We start from the raw sequence: 16,660 nt of genomic DNA on the forward strand, positions 1-16,660 counted from the left end.
GTGCGTCGGCGTTTGAGCTGCGGTTTTTGTCTTCTGGGGCGGGTGTGGGGCGCGGTGCGCATGGGGCGGGCCGTCGCTGCTGCAAGCCGTCAATCGACTCGCCGCGTACGGAGCCGCCGCTCCGGGCCGGTCACTCGGCGGTCTCCCGCCGCACCCACTCCAGGTAGGCCGGGCTCCCCTGGACCACGGGCGTGGCGATGATCTCAGGGGTGTCGTAACCGTGGGTCTCGGTGAGCCAGGCCTCCAGGGCGCCGTAGCGGGCGGCGGTGGTCTTGAGGAGTATCTGCCATTCGCGGGCGGTCTCGATCTCGCCCTCCCAGCGGTACACGGAGGTGACGGGGCCGTTGATCTGCGCGCAGGCCGCGAGCCGCGCCCGGATCGCGCCGTACGCGAGGTCCCGGGCCTTGTCCTCGGCGTCGGTCGTGGTCAGCACGGTCAGTACGGTCGCCGCGGTCTGTGTGGCGGTCACCCCGGTCGGCTCGGGCCGTGCGTCCTCGACTGCCTGCGCGGGCCGATCGGTCTGTGCGGGCCGCGTCATCGGTTCGTCGTCCATACGCCGATTGTGCACAGCGGCGGCCAGGGGCGAGCGTCCAGGCCGAAGGTCCCCGGCATGGGGGTTTCCGTGCTCCTGGGCGTGGTTGTTACATAATCTCCCGTTTTCTGTGATGGGCGGTTCCTACCGTCGACAGCGGTGGCCGGTCTCCGCGCCGGGCCTCCGGCGCGGTCCCCACGGCCGGCCGCCACCAGCCCCGTCGGCCTCCGCACGAGTCAGCCACGCCATGAACCCGATCCACAGCCACCGTCGCCCCGCCGCCCGTCTCCCCACCGCCCGTCGCCCCTTCCTTCGGCGCCCCCTCCTTCGGTGCCGGGCCTCCTCCCGGCGCCCGCTCCCCCCGTGCGCCGCTCCCCTGGCCGTCCTCGCCTCGCTCGTGACCCTCGTGTTCGCCGGGTGCGCCGGATGTGCCGGGCCCGACGGCCTCGATTCCGGCGAGGCCGCCCCGCCGGTCTCCGCGCAACCGCGCCCGGAGGTGGTCTGGCCCGCCTGGTCGGGTACGTCGCCGCGGGCGCCGGGCGCGGACGCCGCCACGCGCCAGCCGCCGCCGAAGCCGCTCAAGGGTCTGCCGCGGGTCGGCTCCGCGGGTCTCGCCTCGCTGAACGTCCACGCCGTCCTGCGTGCCGATCCGCGTACGCGGCCGCTGGCCGGCCGGAAGCTGATCGACCGGCCGGGGCGGGCCGGGCTCAGGCGGCCCGCGTTCCTGGACCTGACCGGCGACAAGAAGCCCGAGATGCTGGTCGCCGCGGACACCGAGAGCGGGCGGAACGTCCTGGCCGTCTACAGCGCGCACGGCGGCAAGGTCTACCCGGTCCTGCTCACCTCCGGGCGGCGGATGAGCGTCGAGACGATCGGCGCCGACCTGCTCGTCCGCATGCCGTGCGCGGAGGGCGGGGACCAGGCCGTGCGCTTCCACTGGGACGGCGTGCGAATGTCCACGGTCAGCGACTTCAGGGACCTCACGAGTGACCGGGGTCGCCCCAAGCGGCGGGGCGGCCAGGGCGATCCCACGGAGAGGGCGGAGCCGGGCCCGGCCGGGCCCGCGTCCCCCTGCCTGTCGTCCACCCGGCCGCCGGGAGGGCCCTGATGGCGCTCAGGATCGCGAGGCCACTGATACCGCTGATGCCGCTGCTGCCGCGCAAGGCCGCGGCGCCCCGCTCCGGCGCGCGCGCCCCGCTCAACGCCCTCGGGCTGCGCTGGAAGATCACCGCGCTGCTCGCCGGGGGCTGCGCCGTGGTCGCCGCGGCCATCGGGCTGCTCATCCACCACGCCCGGCTGGACCAGGTCGCCGGGAACGCCCGGTCGGGGGCCACCGCGCAGCTGGTCCGCGTACGGCAGTTGTACGAACTCACCGGGCAGGTCGACCAGGGGGACACGGACGCGGTGATCGACGCCCCGGACCTGCCCGCGCCGCTGCGGCGGGCGGCGCTGGCCGGGCGGCGCGCCACCTACCTCGACCTCTCCTCGGACGACCCGTGCGTCTGGGCGGCGCGGCCGGTCGGCGGCCGGACCCGCCACGTCCTGTCCGTCCGCGTGCCGCTGCGCGAACAGGCCGCCGAGGTGGCCGAGTTCGACCGGCGGGTCATGCTCTCCGGCGGCGTGGTCGTGGCCCTCGCGGCGCTCGGCGGCGCCGGGCTCTCCAGCAGGCTGAGCCGTGAACTGCGCACCGCGGCGGCGATCGCGCGGCGCATCAGCCAGGGCGAACTGGACGCCCGTATCAACCACCCCCGGCCGCCGGGTGTGCGGCACGGCCGGGACGAGGTGGCCGAACTGGCCACCGCCGTCGACACGATGGCCGCCTCCCTGCAACAGCGTCTGGAGGCGGAGCAGCGCTTCACCGCCGACGTCGCGCACGAGCTGCGCACCCCGCTGACCGGACTGCACACGGCGGCCGAGCTGCTGCCGCCGAGCCGCCCTACGGAGCTGGTGCGCGACCGGGTCGACGCCCTGCGCGCCCTCACGGAGGACCTGCTGGAGGTGGCGCGGCTGGACGCGGAGGTGGAGAGACCGGACCTGGAGACGCATCCGCTGGGGCGGCTCGTCGAGGCGATCGCGGAGCGTGCGGGCGGCTCGGCGGCCGCGTTCACGGCGCGGGGGACACAGGCCGCGTACGACACGTTCGTACGCACCGACGTGCGCCGCCTGGAGCGCATCCTGACGAACCTCGTCGCCAACGCGCGGAGGCATGGCGGCGAGCCGGTCGAGGTGTGGGTCGAGGGCACGGAGGTCACGGTGCGCGATCACGGACCCGGTTTCCCCGAGTGCCTCCTGAGGGACGGCCCGCAGCGCTTCCAGACCGGGGCGCGCGAGCGGGGCCAGGGCACCGGCCTCGGACTGACCATCGCGTTCGGCCAGGCCCAGGTGATCGGCGCCCGTATCGGCCTCTCCAACGCGGCGGACGGCGGCGCGGTGGCGGCCGTCAGCCTGCCCCGCGCCTGACTCCACGCGGCCGCCGCCTCCCTCCTCGTCCCCCCAACCCGAACCAACCCCTAACTCCCGTACGGGCGGGTCGCCTTGGCGCTGCGCAGGGCCCAGCCCCACCAGGACAGCTGGTCGAGCAAGGTCTTGGCGGCGGCGTCGGGCCCCGTCGGATCGTGGTGGTTGCCGGCGTCGTCGAAGAGGGCGCCCGCGTTGTGGAAGGAGACGGTGTCGCGGATGGTGACCGTGTGCAGTTCGGCGAAGACCGGGCGCAGGTGCTCGACGGCGCGCAGGCCTCCGGAGAGCCCGCCGTAGGAGACGAAGGCGACGGGCTTGGCCTCCCACTCGGCCTTGTGCCAGTCGATGACGTTCTTCAGGGACGCCGGGTAGGAGTGGTTGTACTCGGGGGTGAGGACGATGAACGCGTCGGCGGCGGCCAGCTTCGGGGTGACCTTGGCGAGTTCGGCGGCCACGGCGGCGGACGGGCTGAAGGAGAGGGAGGTCGGCAGGTGGACCTCGGCGAGGTCGACGACATCGACGGAGAGGTCGGGGCGTTCGCGGACCCGGGCGAGCAGCCACTCGGCGACGATCGGCCCGAAGCGGCCCTCACGGTTGCTGCCGACGATCACGACGACGTGGAGCGGCTTCTCCGCCTCCCGGGCAGCGGAGGCGGCGGACAGGAACTGGGGGGACGTGGTCTCAGTCATGGGCCAAGCCTCATAGTTAAACCATGGTTCAGGTCAAGCGCTCCTGGTGACTAATCTGAACGGCATGACCGCGCACCTCGCACCGGACGCCAAGGAAGCCACCGTCGGAGAGCTCGCCGCACGCAGCGGAGTCGCCCCTTCCGCCCTGCGGTTCTACGAACGCGAGGGGCTCATCACCTCCCGCCGCACCCCGGGCAACCAGCGCCGCTACAGCCGCGACACCCTGCGCAGGGTCGCGTTCATCCGCACCTCGCAGCGGCTCGGCATCCCGCTCGCCACCATCCGCGAGGTGCTCGGCCTGCTGCCCGAGGACCGCACGCCGACCCGCGAGGACTGGGCGAGGATCTCCGAGTGCTGGCGCACCGACCTCGACGAGCGCATCCGCACCCTCCAGCGGCTGCGCGACAACCTCACCGACTGCATCGGCTGCGGCTGCCTCTCGCTCGCCAAGTGCGCGCTGACCAACCCCTGGGACGAGCTGGGCGAAAACGGCCCCGGGCCGCGTCGGCTGCTGGAGGAGAAGGAAGTCCGGTGCGGCGCATCGACTCGGTCGCGTACGAGATCGACGAGAAGGTGATGGCGAGGGTCGCCGCGGTCTACGAGGACGTTCCCTGGGACACGGTCTGAGCCGGTCGGCGCACCGGGTCACCCATTCACAGGCGCCGAGCACGTTCTTCGGAATCTCGCCACCGAAACGCCGGTGACCTGCTGGAACTCTCCCGCCGACGGTCCGGAGTTCCCCCATACGGCGGCTTCTGCGACGCCTTCCCGATGTCGCATCAGGAGGCGTGTCCCGCCGAGTGCCATTTACCTCGGTAGAGCGGGGCTCGACCGACGCAGCGGCACTTGGGGGTGCCGCGGGGCGCGTCCCGCGAAGGCCTCGGAGGAACGAGCACCATGCGCAACGCCCGCCTGCTGTCCGGTACCGCGCTCGCCGTAGCGGCGGCGGGCGCCCTGGCCGCCCCCGCGACCGCCGTCCCCGCGACCGCCGCCCCCACATCCGCCCCTGACGTCTCGGTCGTCCCCAATGTCTCCGCCGTCCCCGTCGGCGGCCTGAAGATCCAGCCCGCCACCGTCACCCCCGGTTCGGCCGTCACCGTGCGCACCACCGCCTGTGGCACCGGCGGGACCGCCGCGGGGGACGCCAGCGCGGTCGGGGCGGGCACCTTCACCCTGGCGCCGGGCAAGCGTCCCGAGGACGTGGTCGGGCGGTTCGAGGTGCCGCCGTCCGCGCAGCCGGGTACGTACGAGATCGTCGCGAAGTGCTCCGGTGCCGGAGGCGCCGCCGTGAAGAACAAGCAGGTCGCGGGCGACCTGGTGGTGACGATCACCTCCACAGCGGCCGCCGCGGAGCAGCCGCGGCCGCACCCGAGGGGACATGTGAAGACGGGGGTCGGCGGCGCGCTCGGTCCCGACCCCGTGCAGACCGCGGCGGGAGTGGCGGCCCTGGCCGTCGCCGCCGCGGGCGGTACCTGGCTCCTGCATCGCCGGGCGAGAGGCGACAGGATCTGACGGACACCCTCCGCTGTCCACCGGTACCGCCGCCCCCGCCCCCTCCCGGCCCGTGTCCCCTCGTGGGCGGGGAGGGGGACGAGGCCCCGGCCCCGACCGACCCCGAGGGGGACCGCCGTATGCGCGACAGGACCGGCAACACCGTCATAACGACCGTCAGCCTCGTGGCACTGTGCTCCGGCGCCTGGCTGCTGAGCAGCGGCACCGCCTCGCACCCGCCGCCCCAGCCCTCCCCCGCGCAGGCCGCCCCGAGCCTGCCCGGCCACCACCGCCCCGAGCCCGGCACCGCGGCGCTGCCGCCCTCCCCGCCCGACCGCGTGCGGATTCCGGCGATCGGCGTCGACGCGCCCCTGATGGGACTCGGGCTGACCCCTACGGGCAGCCTCGACGTGCCGCCGTCCGAGCGGAAGAACCTGGCCGGCTGGTACGAGGCGGGCACCACGCCCGGCGAGCGGGGCACCGCCATCGTGGCGGGCCACGTCGACAACAAGGAGGGCCCGGCGGTCTTCTACGCGCTCGGCGCGCTCGACAGGGGCCGCACCATCGAGATCGAGCGCAGGGACGGCAGCGTGGCCGTCTTCACCGTCCACGCGATCGAGGTGTACGACGCGAAGGACTTCCCCGACGAGAAGGTGTACGGCGCCGCCGCGCGCCCCGAGCTGCGGGTCATCACCTGCGGCGGCAAGTACTCGAAGCAGACCGGCTACCAGGGCAACGTCGTCGTCTTCGCGCACCTGACGGCGGTGCGCTGAGCGAGGGGGCGGGTCCGCGCCTCACGCCACCCACTGCTCGTACGCCATCTTCACCACGAGCCCGAAGACCGTGGTCAGCAGCACGATCCGGACGAAACCGCTGCCCTTCTTCAGCGCCGTGCGCGCGCCGAACATGCCGCCCGCGAGGTTGAAGAGGGCCATCAGCGCGGCCAGCCGCCACAGGACGGCGTCCTGCCAGGCGAACATCGCGAGGGCACCGGCGTTGGTGCAGCAGTTGACGATCTTCGCGGTGGCGGAGGCGGCGACCAGGTCGAGGTGGAGGACGGCGGTCAGGGCGAGCACGAGGAAGGTGCCCGTGCCGGGTCCGATCAGGCCGTCGTAGAAGCCGATGCCGAGGCCCGCGAGGCCGATCGCGGCGAGAATCCGCTTCGGCGAGGCGGGCTCCGCGGCGGGCGCGGTGCCGAAGGCGGGCCGCAGGATCACGAAGGTGCCGACGGCGACCAGCACCACCATGATCACGGGTTTCAGTACCTCGGTGCTCATGCCCGCCGCGAAGAAGGCGCCGCCCATCGACCCGGCGAGCGCGGCGAGGCCGATCCGTACGGCGGTGGGCACGTCGACGGGGGTCTTCTTGACGTAGGTCAGCGCGGCGCCGGTCGTGCCGACGATCGCCACGGCCTTGTTGGTGCCGAGGGCGTGCGCGGCCGGGGTACCGCCCGGCAGGCCGAGCAGGAGGGCGGGGAGCAGCAGCAGTCCGCCGCCGCCGACCACGGCGTCGATCCAGCCGGCCGCGAGGGCGGCGAGGCAGAGCACGACGACCGTGGTCATGGATATGTCAGGCATGATCGCGACCCTACGGAGGCGGTGCGGCCGTCGTCCACGCGGGACAGGGAGAGTTGAGGCTCTTCTGAGGTGTGCGCGCCGCGCCTCACACCCGCCGCTCGCGGCCGCTGAGGGCACCGTTCCCCGAGAGAAACAACCCGGTCCCGGCCGGGAAACACCCGCCCCGCAGGCTGCTGAGCATGACATCCACGGCAGTGGTGATCGGCGCGGGCCTGGCCGGCGCCCGCGTAGCGCAGCGCCTCGGCGCCGAGGGCCCCGAAGGCATCCAGGGCGCCCACGGCCTCGACACCGTACTCATCGGCGAGGAGGACCACGCCCCGTACAACCGCGTCCTCCTCGCGGAGGTCCTCGCGGGGCGGTACGGCGCGGACGTGATCGCCCTGCCGAAGCCGGCCGGCACCACCACCCTGCGCGCCCGCGCGGTCCGCATCGACCGCGCGGAACGGCGGGTGCACTGCGACGACGGCACCGTCGTCCCCTACGGCACCCTGATCCTCGCCACCGGCTCCAACCCGGTGCTGCCGCCCCTGCGCGGTCTGTTCGCACCCGGCGCCCGTGAACTGCCGGGCGGGGTGCACGCCTTCCGGACGATGGACGACTGCCTGGCCCTGTCCGGGGCCGTGTCCCCCGGCACCCGCGTCGTCGTCATCGGCGGCGGCCTGCTCGGCGTCTCGGCGGCCCGGGCGCTGGCCGGGCGGGGCGCGCAGGTCGTCCTGACGCAGCAGGCCGAGCGGCTCATGGAGCGCCAGCTGGACCCGGCCTCCTCGGAGCTGGTGCGGGCGCACCTGACCGGCCTCGGCGTCGAGGTGCACACCGAGTGCCGGGTGCGTGGTGTCGGCGTCACCGGTGGGGCCGTGCGCAGCGTGGAGCTGGCCGACGGCTACTCGCTGGACACCGATCTGACGGTCCTCGCCTGCGGCGTGCGCCCCCGTACGGGTCTGGCACTGGCCGCCGGGCTCGACGTACGCAAGGGCATCGTCGTGGACGACCGGCTGCGCACCTGTGACCCGCACATCCGGGCGATCGGTGACTGCGCGGAGCACGCGGGCCGCGTCTACGGCCTGGCGACGCCCGCCCTCGAACAGGCCGACGCGCTCGCCGACGATCTCCTGGGCCGCGCCGCCGCCCCCTACACCGGCAGCCGCATGCTCACCCGCCTCACCCTCACCGGGCCGGGGCCGGGATCAGGACCGGCACCGGGGCCCGGGCCGCTGGACCTGGCGGCGTTCGGCGACCCGGAGCCGCGCCCCGACGACGACGTCATCCAGCTCGCCGACGCCACCCGCGGCACCTACCGCAAGGTCGTCGTCCGCGGCGACCGCCTGGTCGGCGGCGTCCTGCTCGGCGACCTCGCCTCGGTGGGCGCGCTCGCCCGCGCCTGGGAGGCGGACGACCCGCTGCCCGACGACGACAGCCCCCTGCTCGACCTGCTCACCCATCCCCAGGCTCTCGACTTCGTTCGAGCAGGGGAGACCCCCATCGGAGGCCGCTGACATGCCGACATCCCCGAACCCCGCACACCTCCCGCAGGCCCCGCAGGCCCCGCACCGGCGCCCCGCGATCGTGCTCGTCGGCCACGGCATGGTCGGCCAGCGCTTCCTGGAGGCCGCCGTCGAGCGCGGTCTCGCGGCGAGCCACCGGATCGTGGTGCTCTGCGAGGAGCCGCGCCCCGCCTACGACCGCGTGCAGCTGACCTCGTACTTCTCCGGCCGCACCCCCGGCGAACTCTCCCTGACCGACCGGGAGTTCCTCGACGCGCACGGCATCGAGCTGTACGTCGACGAGCCCGCCGAGCGCTTCGACCGCGCGGCGAAGACGGTCACGGCCCGCTCCGGGCGGGTCTTCCCGTACGACACGCTGGTCCTCGCCACCGGTTCGTACCCCTTCGTGCCGCCCGTGCCGGGCAAGGACGCGGCGGGCTGCTTCGTCTACCGCACCATCGAGGACCTCCTCGCCATCGAGGAGTACGCGAAGAAGCGCGCGACGACCGGCGCGGTGGTCGGCGGCGGCCTGCTCGGCCTGGAGGCCGCGGGAGCGCTGCGCGGCCTCGGACTCGCCACGCACGTCGTGGAGTTCGCGCCGCGCCTGATGCCCGTGCAGGTCGACGAGGGCGGTGGCGCGGCGCTCCTGCGCACCATCACCGGCATGGGCCTGACCGTGCACACCGGCACCGGCACGCAGGAGATCGTGACCGGCGAGGACGGCGCGGTCAGCGCCATAAAGCTCTCCGACGGCAGCGAACTCGCCACCGACCTGGTCGTGTTCTCCGCGGGTGTCCGCCCGCGCGACCAGCTCGCCCGCGACCACGGCCTGACGGTCGGCGAGCGCGGCGGCATCACCGTCGACGAGCAGTGCCGCACCAGCGACCCGGACGTGTACGCGATCGGTGAGTGCGCGCAGGCCGTGGACGGCCGCGTCTACGGCCTGGTCGCGCCCGGCTACGAGATGGCGCAGACGGCCGCCGCCGCCATCGCCGCCGACCGCGAGGCGCGCTTCACGGGCGCCGACCTGTCGACCAAGCTGAAGCTCCTCGGTGTCGACGTCGCCTCCTTCGGCGACGCGCACGGGACGGCCGAGGGGTGTCTGAACGTCGTCTACTCCGACTCGCGTTCGGGCACGTACAAGAAGCTGGTGATGGGCGCGGGCGGCGAGCTGCTCGGCGGCGTCCTCGTCGGCGACGTGGAGGCGTACGGTCTGCTGCGCCCCCTCACCGGGACCGTGCCGCCGCTGCCGCCCGAGCAGTTGGTGCTGCCCGCGGGCGCGGGCGCCCCCGTCGCGCTCGGCCCGGAGTCGCTGCCCGGCTCGGCGGTGATCTGCAGCTGCCACAACGTCACCAAGGACGCCATCCAGGCCTGCGCCACCCTGCCCGAGGTCAAGAAGTGCACCAAGGCCGGTACGGGTTGCGGCAGTTGCGTGAAGGTCATCGGACAGCTGCTCCCGCACTCCGGCGACAAGGGGCTGTGCGACTGCTTCGGACAGACTCGCCAGGAGCTGTACGAGATCGTCCGCGTCCTGCGGATCACGTCGTTCCGCGCGCTGCTCGACGGACACGGGCGGGAGGCGGCGCGCGGCGGCGAGGGCTGCGAGGTGTGCAAGCCGACGGTCGGTTCGATCATCGCCTCGCTGGCCCCGACGATCGGCGCCGAGGGCCACGTCCTGGACGGCGAGCAGGCCGCGCTGCAGGACACCAACGACCACTTCCTCGCCAACCTCCAGAAGAACGGCTCGTACTCGGTGGTCCCCCGCATCCCCGGCGGTGAGATCACCCCGGAGAAACTCATCGTCATCGGCGAGGTGGCGCGGGACTTCGGCCTCTACACGAAGATCACCGGCGGCCAGCGCATCGACCTCTTCGGGGCCCGCGTCGAGCAGCTGCCGATGATCTGGACCCGGCTGGTGGACGCCGGCTTCGAGTCCGGGCACGCGTACGGCAAGGCGCTGCGCACGGTGAAATCCTGCGTCGGGCAGACCTGGTGCCGCTACGGCGTGCAGGACTCCGTGCGCATGGCCATCGACCTGGAGCTGCGCTACCGCGGCCTGCGGGCGCCCCACAAGCTGAAGTCGGCGGTGTCCGGCTGCGCCCGCGAATGCGCGGAGGCCCAGTCGAAGGACTTCGGCGTGATCGCCACGGCGAGCGGCTGGAACCTGTACGTGGGCGGCAACGGCGGCGCCACCCCGCGCCACGCCGACCTGCTCGCGCAGGACCTCGACGACGCGGAGCTGGTGCGCCTGATCGACCGGTTCCTGATGTTCTACATCCGCACCGCCGACCGCCTGGAGCGCACCGCGGCCTGGCTGGAGCGGATCGACGGCGGCCTGGACCATGTACGCGATGTGGTCGTCCACGACTCGCTAGGCATCTGCGCCGAGCTGGAGGCGCTGATGGCGGATCACGTCACGCACTACCGCGACGAGTGGGCCGCGACCCTGGACGACCCGGAGCGGCTCGCGCGCTTCGTGTCCTTCGTGAACGCGCCGGGCGTGCCGGACCCGACGGTCGGCTTCGTCCCGGAGCGGGACCAGATCAAGCCGGACCTGCCCCTGCTCTCCCTCAGCCCCCGGCCCCTGGAAGGAGCCTCCCGATGACCACCGCTACCCGTGCGGCACGCGTCCAACTCCGCCTTGACGACGACTGGTTCGAGGTCTGCGAGCACGCCCGGCTGACCCCCGGCCGGGGCATCGCGGCCCTGCTGCCCGACGGCCGCCAGGCGGCGCTCTTCCTCGACCGCGAGGGACGCGCGTACGCGATCGACAACCGCGATCCGTTCACGGGCGCCGCGGTGCTCTCGCGGGGCCTGCTCGGCTCCCGGGGCGGGCGGCCGTTCGTCGCGTCGCCGCTCCTCAAGCAGCGGTTCGACCTGGAGACGGGGCGGTGCCTGGACGACGACGAGGTGGCGGTCACCGTGCACCCCGTACGCATCGCCTGACTACCCGCCCCCACAACCGTCTTGACCGATCGTTCCAGATAGCCCTACTGTCTCGACGTGGCCAGGACCAAGGAATTCGATCCGGACGCCGCGCTCCAGTCGGCCCTAGAGCTGTTCTGGTGGCGTGGCTACGAGGCGACGTCCATGGCGGACCTCGTCGAGGCGCTCGGCATCGGGCGCGCCAGCATCTACGCGACCTTCGGCAACAAGCACGACCTGTACCTGAAGGCCCTGGAGCGGTACGGCGAGCAGCAACGGCCCCTCCTGCTCGCCGAGCTGGCGCAGCCCGGCCCGGCGCTGCCCGCCGTACGCGCGGCGGTGCGGCGCTTCGGCGCGGAGGCCACGGCCGAGCGGCGCCGCCTGACCGGGTGTTTCGTCACCAACACGGCGGCCGAGCTGGCCCCGCACGACGCGACGGCCGCCCGGGTCGTCGAGCGCAACTGGGACCGCGTCGAGACCCTGCTGCACTCCGCGCTCGTCCGCGCCCAGGCGCAGGGCGAGCTGCCCGCCGACCGCGATCCGCTGACGCTGGCCCGCATGCTGCTCGTCCTGTTGCAGGGCCTGCGCGTGGTCGGCAAGGCGTCGGCGGACCCGGCGCGGGTGCGGGACGCGGTGGAGCAGGCGCTGACCCTCCTGGACTGAGCCCCGACCCGAAGGCGCCCGCGCCTCGGCCGCACTTCGGCCCACGCTTCTCATGCCCTGATATTGAACCGATCGGTCAAGAAAAGAGCTGTCATGACGTCCACGTCTGTCACCCGTTCCCGCTTCACCGGCCGCACCGTCCTCGTCACCGGCGCCGGTTCCGGCCTCGGCCGCGCCATGGCCCGGGCGTTCGCCGCCGAGGGTGCGAACGTCGTCGTGGCCGGGCGCACCGCAGCCTCCCTGGAGGAGACCGTCTCCCTTGTCGAGGCCGCCGGCGGCACGGCGCTCGCGGTCACCGCCGACGTGTCCCGCTCGGCGGACATGACGGCCCTGGTCGCCGCGACCGTGGACCGCTTCGGCTCCCTGGACGTGGCCGTCAACAACGCGGGCATCGCGCGCGCCGGGCAGCCGGTCACCGAACTGTCCGAGGAGGACTGGCGCGCCATGCTCGACATCAACGTCACCGGCGTCCTGCTCGCCCTCCAGGCCGAGGTCAGGCAGATGCGCGCGCAGGCCACGGGCGGCACGATCGTCAACATCGGCTCGAACCTGGGCGCCCACCACAGCTTGCCCGGCACGGCGGCGTACGGAGCGACCAAGGCGGCGGTCTCCGCGCTGAGCCGCGCGGCTGCCGCCGAGCACATCCGCGACGGGGTCCGCATCAACACCGTCAGTCCGGGGGCCGCCGACACCACCATGTCGCTGCGCCCCGGCGAGAGCGAGGCCGACCGCGCGGCGCGCATGAAGGAGGAGTCGCCGCTGGGACGGGTCTCGACGACCGAGGAGGTCGCCGCGGCCGTGCTGTACCTGGCGTCGGACGAGTCCGCCTCCGTGGTCGGCACGGACCTGGTCATCGACGGCGGCGCGGCGGCCTGAGCGGCACCCTGCTGCCTGGGCTGTGCGCGCTGAGCCGCCGGTACGCATCTCCACCATTTCCGTCCGGCTACCGCAAGCCCGACGCCTCGAACACCCCCCGCGCCCCCGCCCCGTCGGCCCGCGCGATCAGCCTGCTCAGCTCGGTGTAGCCCGTCCTGAGCAGTCCCGCCTCCCGCGCGGCGCGGGCGCCCCGGTCCAGCCGGTGCAGGAGCAGCGGATCGGCGACGAGGACGCGGGGGTCCAGCTCGACGCGGTTCCCGAGCGAGTCGCACAGGACCAGCCGCGCCGCCACGCCGTCGCTGTACCGCACGGCCGTCAGCAGGCCGGTGCAGACGTGCCGGCGGCGGCCGAGCCCCCGCACGGCGAGCCAGCCGGGGCCCGCCGTCACCCGCGCGGGGTGCAGCACCCCGTACAGCAGCGCGGCGAGCCCCCACCACAGGGCGAGCCGAGGCGCGGCGAACGTGCCGTTGGCCACGTCCAGGAAGACCACGAGCCCGAGGAGCCCCAGCGCGCACAGGGCGGCGGAGCGCACCTCGGCCGTCCAGTTCCGGTCAGTCACCGTGTCCGCCGCGCCGCCCGCGGTCCGGTGTCCGCCGTGCCGCGCCGTACCGCGCCGGGTGGCGCCCCGGATCGTCCTGTCGTGTCCCATGTGCGGCACGGTAGGCCGCGCCGGACGGCCGCCGCGCCGTCCTTGACGCCGCGCATACACCCGTGGCGGACACCTTGACGGAGCGCTGACGCGCCGCGCGCCCGGAGGGTGACACTCGGCCGCAACCCCTCTGTCGTAATCACCGCGCATGGTTGATCGTTGGGCCGACACGTACAGGCACTCCGACTCCGGCACACGTACAGCACTCCGACATCACGCAGGGGGACGACCGGTATGACCATCAGCCGCAGGACACTGCTCGGGACCGGCGCGGCACTCGGGCTGCTCACCGCGTGCGGGTCCAACACGGGGCGGGACGGCGGGGGTCCGGGCGGCAAGGGCCCGCGGCTCGCGCAGTGGTACCACCAGTACGGCGAGGCGGGCGCCGAGCAGGCCGTGAAACGGTACGCCGCCGCGTACGACAAGGCCGACGTCCAGGTGCAGTGGCGGCCCGGCAACTACGACGAGCAGACCGCCGCGGCCCTGCTCACCGACTCCGGGCCCGACGTCTTCGAGGTCAACGGCCCTTCCCTGGACCAGATCCGCAAGGGGCAGGTCGTCGACCTCACCGACCTCTTCGACGGGGTGAAGGACGACTTCAACCCGGTGGCGCTCGCCCCGAAGACGTACGACGGGCGGATCTGGGCCATCCCCCAGGTCGTCGACATGCACCTGCTCTACTACCGCAAGAGCCTGCTCGACGACGCGGGCGTCCAGCCGCCCCGCAGCCTGGAGGCGCTGGTCGACGCGGCGAAGGCGCTGACGACGAAGAAGGTGAAGGGCCTCTTCCTCGGCAACGACGGCGGTGCGGGCGCCCTCGGCGTCACCCCGCTGTACGCGGCCGGCCTCACCTCCGTCACGGAGGACGGCGAGGTCGGCTTCGACGACCCGGCCGCCGCCCGCGCCCTCGGCAGACTGCGCCAGCTGTACGCCGACAAGTCGCTGCTGCTCGGGGCGCCCTCCGACTGGTCGGACCCGTCGGCGTTCACCCAGGAGCTGACCGCCATGCAGTGGTGCGGTCTGTGGGCGCTGCCCGCCGTACGCGAGGCGCTGGGCGACGACTTCGGCGTCCTCGCGCTGCCCGCCGAGGGCCCGGACGGCAGGCCGGCGCTGCCCGTGGGCTCGTACGGCGCGGCGGTGAGCGCCCGCAGCGGCCGCGAGAGGGAGGCGAAGGACTTCGTGAAGTGGCTGTGGATCGACAAGACGGAGTACCAGCAGGACTTCGCGCTCTCCTACGGCTTCCACATCCCGGCCCGGCTCTCCCTCGCGAAGCAGGCCGCCAAGCTGAAGGAGGGCCCGGCGGCGGACGCCGTGCGCTACTCCACCGCGTACGGCTACGCCGAGCCGCTGCTGTGGACTCCGGCGAGCCGCACCGCGTACCAGGACGCGCTGAGCCGGATCATCAAGTCCGGCGCGAACCCGGAGAGCGAGCTGAAGTCCGTCGTGCGCGAGGTGCGGGCGGAGCTTGACCGGGCCAGGAAGAAGCCGTGAGGCGAGTGTCGGAACCCGGGAAGGCGCTCGGGAAGCCGGTCGGGAAGGCGCCTGGGAAGCCGCTGGGGAGGGCGCCTGGGAAGCCGCTCGGGACGCAGAACCGCACGCTGTGGTTCTGGGTCTTCGTGGGCCCGTTCTTCCTCGGCCTGGTCCTCTTCACCTACGTACCGCTCGCCTGGAGCGTCTATCTCAGCTTCTTCGACGCCCACAACACGGTCTCGCCGACGGACTTCGTCGGCCTCGACAACTACGCGTCGATGCTGCGGAACGAGGCGTTCACCGACAGCCTCATCACCTTCGCGGTCTTCTCGGCGTTCATCGTGCCCACCACCTTCGTCGTGTCCCTCGCGCTCGCCCTCATGGTCAACCGCGTGCGGCGGGCGCAGGCGTTCTTCCGGTCGGTCTTCTTCCTGCCCGCCGCGTGCAGTTACGTCGTGGCGGCGCTGATCTGGAAGCTGTCGATCTTCAACGGCGTGCGGTTCGGGCTCGCCAACACCGTCCTCGGCTGGTTCGGCGCCGAGCAGATCGCGTGGCTGTCGACGACGCAGCCGCCCTGGTACTGGCTGGTCATCGTCACCGTGCGGCTCTGGCTCCAGGCGGGCTTCTACATGATCCTCTTCCTCGCGGGCCTCCAGCGGATCTCCCCCACCCTGTACGAGGCGGCGGCGGTGGACGGGGCGCGGCCCGGTTGGCAGGTCCTGCGCCACATCACGCTCCCGCAGCTGCGCGCCACCTCGGTCGCGGTGACGCTGCTGCTGGTGATCAACGCCTTCCAGGCCTTCGACGAGTTCTACGCCCTGCTCTCGGACTCCCAGGGCTATCCGCCCTACGCCCGCCCGCCGCTCGTCTACCTCTACTACACGGCGCTCGGGCAGGAGCAGAACCTCGGCTTCGGCAGCGCGGGCGCGGTGATCCTCGCGCTGATCATCGCGGTGGTGACGGTCGGCCAGGCACGCTGGTTCGGCCTCGGCGGAAAGGAGGACTGAGCACGATGGACGACGCCCTGGTCCGGGCGGGCCGCGCGCTGCGGGTGGCCCTGCTGATCGCGCTGGCCGTGCTGTTCCTGATCCCCTTCTACCTCCTGGTCCGCAACGGCCTGGCGTCGGAGCGGGACATCACCTCTCCCGACTGGACGTTCTTCCCGTCCACCCTGCGCTGGTCGAACCTCACGGAGCTCTTCGACGACCCGACGGTGCCGATGGCGCGCGCCCTGCTCAACTCGTCGCTGATCGCGCTCGCGACGACCCTAGGCACGGTCGTCCTCGCCTCACTCGCCGGGTACGGCCTGGCCCGCATCCCCTACCGCCACGCCGACCGCGTGTTCTACGCGATCCTCGGCACGATGATGGTCCCGGCGGCCGTCACCTTCGTGCCGAGCTTCGTCCTGGTCTCCTCCCTGGGCTGGGTGTCGACCCTGCGCGGCCTGATCGTCCCCACCCTCTTCTCGGCCTTCGCGTGTTTCATCTTCCGGCAGTACTTCCTCGGCTTCCCCCGGGAACTGGAGGACGCGGCCCGGGTGGACGGCCTCGGCCACTGGCGCACGTACTGGCGCGTGGTCGTCCCGAACTCCCGGCCCGTCTTCGCGGCCGTCGGCACGATCGTGTTCATCGGCGCCTGGAACTCCTTCCTGTGGCCGCTGGTGATCGGCCAGGACCGGGACGCGTGGACGGTCCAGGTGGCGCTGGCCACCTTCACGACGTCCCAGGTCATCCGCCTGCCCGAACTGTTCGTCGCGGCAGCGGTCTCGATCGTGCCGCTGCTGGTGGTCTTCCTGTTCTTCCAGCGGTGGATCGTGGCGGGGATGGAGAGGTCGGGGATCGACGACTGAA

The 16,660-nt window shown here is 73.1% G+C and carries 17 protein-coding genes; 13 read left to right on the forward strand and 4 right to left on the reverse strand.

The annotated features are described in order from the left end of the window. Window positions 1–130: 130 nt before the first annotated feature. On the reverse strand, window positions 131–553 hold the full coding sequence (cutA, locus tag J2N69_RS10900; protein ID WP_330166807.1) for a divalent-cation tolerance protein CutA: 423 nt from the start codon (window positions 551–553) through the stop codon (window positions 131–133). A 376-nt stretch (window positions 554–929) separates the two neighbouring features. Here cutA and J2N69_RS10905 point away from each other — a divergent pair, with 376 nt between their 5' ends. Both J2N69_RS10905 and J2N69_RS10910 read left to right on the forward strand, forming a co-directional pair. After that, on the forward strand, window positions 930–1,640 hold the full coding sequence (locus J2N69_RS10905; protein ID WP_230900551.1) for a hypothetical protein: 711 nt from the start codon (window positions 930–932) through the stop codon (window positions 1,638–1,640). After that, the gene (locus tag J2N69_RS10910; protein WP_230900552.1) at window positions 1,640–2,992 is read left to right on the forward strand and encodes a sensor histidine kinase; all 1,353 of its coding nucleotides are present in this window, start codon (window positions 1,640–1,642) and stop codon (window positions 2,990–2,992) included. The genes J2N69_RS10905 and J2N69_RS10910 overlap by 1 nt, the downstream gene beginning before the upstream one ends. A gap of 50 nt (window positions 2,993–3,042) precedes the next feature. On the opposite strand, the gene J2N69_RS10915 is transcribed toward J2N69_RS10910, so the two are convergent. Next, window positions 3,043–3,678 carry an NADPH-dependent FMN reductase gene (locus J2N69_RS10915; RefSeq protein ID WP_230900553.1) on the reverse strand — a complete coding sequence of 212 codons (636 nt, stop codon included), beginning with the start codon at window positions 3,676–3,678 and terminating at the stop codon, window positions 3,043–3,045. Window positions 3,679–3,742: 64 nt separating this feature from the next. On the opposite strand from J2N69_RS10915, the gene soxR reads away from it, so the two are divergent. From soxR to J2N69_RS10930, 3 genes are all read left to right on the forward strand, one after another. Continuing rightward, window positions 3,743–4,255: a redox-sensitive transcriptional activator SoxR gene (soxR, locus tag J2N69_RS10920; protein ID WP_230900554.1), complete on the forward strand. Its 513-nt coding sequence runs from the start codon at window positions 3,743–3,745 to the stop codon at window positions 4,253–4,255. Between the two features lie 320 nt (window positions 4,256–4,575). Further along, a complete protein-coding gene (locus J2N69_RS10925; protein WP_230900555.1) occupies window positions 4,576–5,190 on the forward strand; it encodes a hypothetical protein in 615 nt (204 codons plus the stop codon). A 119-nt stretch (window positions 5,191–5,309) separates the two neighbouring features. After that, the gene (locus J2N69_RS10930; protein ID WP_230900556.1) at window positions 5,310–5,942 is read left to right on the forward strand and encodes a class F sortase; all 633 of its coding nucleotides are present in this window, start codon (window positions 5,310–5,312) and stop codon (window positions 5,940–5,942) included. 21 nt (window positions 5,943–5,963) lie between these two features. On the opposite strand, the gene J2N69_RS10935 is transcribed toward J2N69_RS10930, so the two are convergent. Next, entirely contained in the window at window positions 5,964–6,746 is a 783-nt protein-coding gene (locus J2N69_RS10935) for a sulfite exporter TauE/SafE family protein (RefSeq protein ID WP_127912272.1), read from the reverse strand. 179 nt (window positions 6,747–6,925) lie between these two features. Between J2N69_RS10935 and J2N69_RS10940 the strand changes: the two genes are divergently transcribed. The 5 genes from J2N69_RS10940 to J2N69_RS10960 all read left to right on the forward strand — a co-directional run bounded on the left by J2N69_RS10940 (window position 6,926) and on the right by J2N69_RS10960 (window position 12,691). Next, entirely contained in the window at window positions 6,926–8,239 is a 1,314-nt protein-coding gene (locus tag J2N69_RS10940) for an NAD(P)/FAD-dependent oxidoreductase (protein WP_230900557.1), read from the forward strand. Between the two features lies 1 nt (window position 8,240). Then, window positions 8,241–10,832 (forward strand): nitrite reductase large subunit NirB, encoded by a 2,592-nt coding sequence (gene nirB / locus J2N69_RS10945; RefSeq protein ID WP_272595819.1) that lies wholly within the window; start codon window positions 8,241–8,243, stop codon window positions 10,830–10,832. Next, window positions 10,829–11,173, forward strand: a complete 345-nt coding sequence (nirD, locus tag J2N69_RS10950; RefSeq protein ID WP_230900558.1) for a nitrite reductase small subunit NirD — start codon at window positions 10,829–10,831, stop codon at window positions 11,171–11,173. Before nirB ends, nirD begins: the two co-directional genes overlap by 4 nt. 57 nt (window positions 11,174–11,230) lie before the next feature. Continuing rightward, a complete protein-coding gene (locus tag J2N69_RS10955; protein ID WP_230900559.1) occupies window positions 11,231–11,815 on the forward strand; it encodes a TetR/AcrR family transcriptional regulator in 585 nt (194 codons plus the stop codon). Between the two features lie 93 nt (window positions 11,816–11,908). After that, entirely contained in the window at window positions 11,909–12,691 is a 783-nt protein-coding gene (locus tag J2N69_RS10960) for an SDR family NAD(P)-dependent oxidoreductase (protein WP_230900560.1), read from the forward strand. 67 nt (window positions 12,692–12,758) lie between these two features. Here the strand turns inward: J2N69_RS10960 and J2N69_RS10965 are convergent, their stop codons facing one another. Continuing rightward, window positions 12,759–13,340 (reverse strand): hypothetical protein, encoded by a 582-nt coding sequence (locus J2N69_RS10965; protein WP_230900561.1) that lies wholly within the window; start codon window positions 13,338–13,340, stop codon window positions 12,759–12,761. Between the two features lie 234 nt (window positions 13,341–13,574). Here J2N69_RS10965 and J2N69_RS10970 point away from each other — a divergent pair, with 234 nt between their 5' ends. The 3 genes from J2N69_RS10970 (at window position 13,575) to J2N69_RS10980 (ending at window position 16,659) form a co-directional block, all read left to right on the forward strand. Continuing rightward, window positions 13,575–14,831 carry an ABC transporter substrate-binding protein gene (locus J2N69_RS10970; RefSeq protein WP_230900562.1) on the forward strand — a complete coding sequence of 419 codons (1,257 nt, stop codon included), beginning with the start codon at window positions 13,575–13,577 and terminating at the stop codon, window positions 14,829–14,831. A 62-nt stretch (window positions 14,832–14,893) separates the two neighbouring features. Beyond that, on the forward strand, window positions 14,894–15,817 hold the full coding sequence (locus J2N69_RS10975) for a carbohydrate ABC transporter permease (RefSeq protein ID WP_230904681.1): 924 nt from the start codon (window positions 14,894–14,896) through the stop codon (window positions 15,815–15,817). A 5-nt stretch (window positions 15,818–15,822) separates the two neighbouring features. Next, window positions 15,823–16,659 (forward strand): carbohydrate ABC transporter permease, encoded by an 837-nt coding sequence (locus tag J2N69_RS10980; protein ID WP_230900563.1) that lies wholly within the window; start codon window positions 15,823–15,825, stop codon window positions 16,657–16,659. The last annotated feature ends 1 nt before the right edge of the window (window position 16,660 follow it).

Source organism: Streptomyces huasconensis, from assembly GCF_021028635.1.
Taxonomy (GTDB): domain Bacteria; phylum Actinomycetota; class Actinomycetes; order Streptomycetales; family Streptomycetaceae; genus Streptomyces; species Streptomyces huasconensis.